Genomic DNA, 2,720 nt, shown 5'->3' on the forward strand with positions numbered 1-2,720 from the left:
CGACGCGATGCTGGACAGCTACGCCCGCGACTCCGACGCCGTGCGCGCCGACGTCACGGTGGTAGGGCACCGCTGGTCGGCGCCGTCGTCGGCTGCCCGCGAGTTCCTGGCCCGGAACGCCGTGCCCTACAGCTGGGTCACCTCCGATTCTCCCGAGGGCGAGCGAATCCTGGACGCGGCCCACCTGAACGCGGAACGGCTGCCGGTCGTTCTGAGCCCCACCGGCGAGGTACTGGTCGCACCGTCGACCGCCGAACTGGCCACCGCCGTGGGGCTCTCGACCGTCCCGCTCGACGAGTTCTACGACCTCGTGGTGATCGGTGGCGGACCGGCGGGCCTGGGCGCGGCGGTCTACGGCGCGTCGGAGGGGCTCAGCACGCTGCTGATCGAGAAGAAGGCCACCGGCGGACAGGCCGGGCAGTCCTCCCGGATCGAGAACTACCTCGGCTTTCCTGACGGAGTGTCAGGTGCGCAGCTGGCCGACCGGGCGCGGCGCCAGGCGGTCAAGTTCGGGACCGAGATCCTCACCGCCCGGCACGTGGCCGGGTTGAAGGTACGCGGCTCCGCTCTGTCGGTGTGCCTGGGCGACGGAACCGAGATCGGCGCCCACACCGTGATCGTCTCCACCGGCGTGTTCTACCGCGAGTTGGACTGCGGCGGCGCCAAGGAGCTGAACGGCCGCGGCGTCTACTACGGCTCGGCCTCCACCGAGGCGGAGAACTGCATCGATCGTGACGTCTACATCGTCGGCGGCGCGAACTCCGCCGGGCAGGCCGCCGTGTACTTCTCGCGGCGGGCGAAGAGCGTCACCCTCCTCGTCCGGGGCGACGGCCTCGAGGCCTCGATGTCGCACTATCTGATCGAGCAACTGCGCGCGATAGAGAACGTGACCGTCCGCTCCTGCACGGTCGTCGAGGAGGCTCACGGCGAGGACCACCTCGAGGCACTGACCCTGCGCCACACTCCCTCGGGCACGGTTGAACGCGTCGAGGCAAGCCACTGCTTCGTGTTCATCGGCGCCCTCCCGCACACCGAGTGGCTGGCCGGTGTCGTGGAGCGGGATCGCCGCGGATTCATCCTCACCGGCCCGGACCTGGTCGTGGACGGGAAACGCCCGGCCGGCTGGACCTTGGACCGCGACCCCTGGCTGCTGGAGTCGAGCGTGCCCGGCGTCTTCGTCGCGGGCGATGTGCGGAGTGAGTCGGTGAAGCGGGTCGCGTCGGCCGTGGGCGAGGGCGCGATGGCGGTCACGCTCGCCCACCGCTTCCTGGCCGGACCATGACAGACCAGCCGAGCACCGGCGACGTGGGGACCGACACCGGCCTCCGGCTGGCACCCGAGTCGCTGCGCGAGCTTTTCCTGTTCGAGCACCTGAACGACGAGCAGCTGGGGTGGATCGCCGAGCGCGGCTGGGTCATCGAGGTGCCGGCCGGGACCGTCGTGCTGCGCGAGGGCGACCCGGCCGAGGTGCTCGTGATGTTGCTGTCCGGCGCGATCCGGCTGACCCAGCGGGTCGGCCGGGACGAGGTGGAGGTCAACCGCAGCAGCACGGTCGGCTCCTACGCCGGCGCCATGCGCGCGTTCGTCAAGGACGAGACCAGTCAGCGCTACTCGATCTCGGCACAGATCGTCGCCGACGCGCGGCTGTTCGTTCTGCGCGGCGGGGACCTCGTGCAGCTGATGGAGAACTGGTTCCCGATGGCGCTGCACCTGCTCGACGGCATGTTCGTCGGGATGCGCAACTCGCAGGAGACGGTCGGGCGCCGCGAGCAACTGCTGGCCCTCGGTGCGCTGACCGCGGGGCTGACCCATGAGCTCAACAACCCGGCGGCCGCGGCGGTCCGCGCGACGGCGGGTCTGCGCGAGCGCGTCGGCGCCATGCGCCACAAACTGGCCAAGCTGGCCGACGACAAGATCGACCGCGACCTGTTGCGGCTCCTCGTGGACATCCAGGAAGAGGCCGTTCAGCTCGCGGCCAAGGCACCGGACCTGTCCGCGCTCCAGGCGTCGGAGCGTGAGGACGAGCTCACCGACTGGATGGACGGCCACGGGGTCTCGGGCGCTTGGACGCTCGCCCCGATCTTCGCGGCGGCCGGGACCACCGACGAGTGCCTGGACAAGATCGCCGCCTCCGCCGCACCCGGAGTTCTCGACGGCGCACTGCACTGGCTGGCCTCCACCCTGGAGACCGAGACGTTGCTCAGCGAGATCACCGACTCGGTCACGCGGATCTCGAGCCTGATCGGCGCCGCCAAGCAGTACTCGCACATGGACCGCACGCCGTACGAGCCGGTGGACATCCACCTCGGGCTGAAGAGCACCGTGATGCTGCTGGCCGGCAAGGCCGAGGGTCTGACGGTCGTGAAGGAGTTCGACCGCACCCTGCCGCCCGTCCCGGCCTATCCGGCCGAACTCAACCAGGTGTGGACCAACCTGATCGACAACGCCATTCAGGCGATGAACGGCGAGGGGACGCTGACCCTGCGCACCGCGCGCGAGGACGACTGTGTCCGGGTCGAGATCGGCGACACCGGCCCCGGCGTGCCGGAGGAGCTGCGGCTGAAGATCTTCCAGCCGTTCTTCACCACCAAGCCGGTCGGCCAGGGAACCGGGCTGGGCCTGGACATCTCCTACCGCATCGTGGTCGAGCGACACGGCGGCGACCTGTCCGTCGAGTCGGTCCCCGGCGACACCCGCTTCATCGTGCGACTGCCCCTGAC

The 2,720-nt window shown here is 70.1% G+C and carries 2 protein-coding genes; both read left to right on the forward strand.

Features of this window, described 5'->3' with window-relative positions; all coding sequences use genetic code 11:
- Window positions 1-1,282 (forward strand): NAD(P)/FAD-dependent oxidoreductase (locus tag VM306_RS14955; RefSeq protein WP_325515440.1); only part of this gene is annotated, 1,282 nt, incomplete at its 5' end.
- The coding region (locus tag VM306_RS14960) for a sensor histidine kinase (RefSeq protein WP_325515442.1) at window positions 1,279-2,720 on the forward strand (1,442 nt) is incomplete at its 3' end. The genes VM306_RS14955 and VM306_RS14960, both read left to right, overlap by 4 nt.

This window comes from Lentzea sp., assembly GCF_035525475.1.
GTDB lineage: Bacteria > Actinomycetota > Actinomycetes > Mycobacteriales > Pseudonocardiaceae > Lentzea.